The organism is Cellulomonas sp. A375-1 (assembly GCF_001040865.1).
In the GTDB taxonomy this organism is placed as follows: Bacteria; Actinomycetota; Actinomycetes; order Actinomycetales; family Cellulomonadaceae; genus Cellulomonas; species Cellulomonas gelida.
In genome coordinates, this window is record NZ_LFKW01000146.1 from 46,653 (window position 1) to 47,500 (window position 848).

An 848-nucleotide genomic window follows, 5' to 3' on the forward strand; every position below is an offset into this window, starting at 1 on the left:
CGGAAGGGTCACGTGCCAGACCTTGCGCAGCACCGACGCGCCGTCGACCTCGGCCGCGTCGTACAGCTCGGCGGGCACGCTGATCAGCGCGGCCAGGTAGATGATCACCGTGCCGCCCGCGGCGGCCCACGTCGCCTCCAGGACGAGCGAGGGCATCGCCCATGTCGCGTCCGCGAGCCAGGGGTACGGGCCCAGGCCGACCCAGCCGAGCACGGTGTTGAAGACCCCCTGCGGTCGCGGGTCGTAGAAGAACTTCCAGAGCAGCACGGCCACCACGGGTGGCACGACGACGGGCAGGTACGCGAGCACCGAGTACAGCCCCTTGCGCCGGCGCACCTCGCTCATGAGCACGGCGCCGACGAGCGGGATCGGGTACCCGAACACGAGCGCGAGCAGGGCGAACCACCCCGTGTTCCGGATCACGGTCGGCAGCAGCGGGTCTGAGAGCACCGCGCGGAAGTTGTCGAGGCCCACCCACGTGGGCGCGTCGACGAGATTCGTCTTCTGCAGGCTCATCTCCACCGCGGACACGATCGGCCACCAGGAGAACAGGCCGAACACGACGAGCAGGGGCACCGCGAAGAGCACCGCGCTCAGTCCGCCGCGGCGCGCCCACGTCACGGGCGTGCGGCGCCGGGGTGCGCGCCGCGTGGCCTCCGCCCGCGGCGGGGGGCTGACGACGTCGGACGTGGTCATCGTGGCCTCTCGGGGTCGTCCCGCGGTGCGGGGGAAACGGCGGGGGTCGAACGGCTGCAGGGTCGAACGGCTGCAGGTTCGGACGGCTGCAGGTTCGGACGGCTGCAGGTTCGGACGGCTGCGGGGTCGGACGGCGGCGGGTCGGGCGGGCG

The 848-nt window shown here is 72.8% G+C and carries 1 protein-coding gene; it reads right to left on the reverse strand.

Annotated features, from left to right (window positions below):
• The coding region (locus CWIS_RS15815) for a carbohydrate ABC transporter permease (RefSeq protein ID WP_231583940.1) at positions 1 to 696 on the reverse strand (696 nt) is incomplete at its 3' end.
• Positions 697 to 848 lie beyond the last annotated feature (152 nt).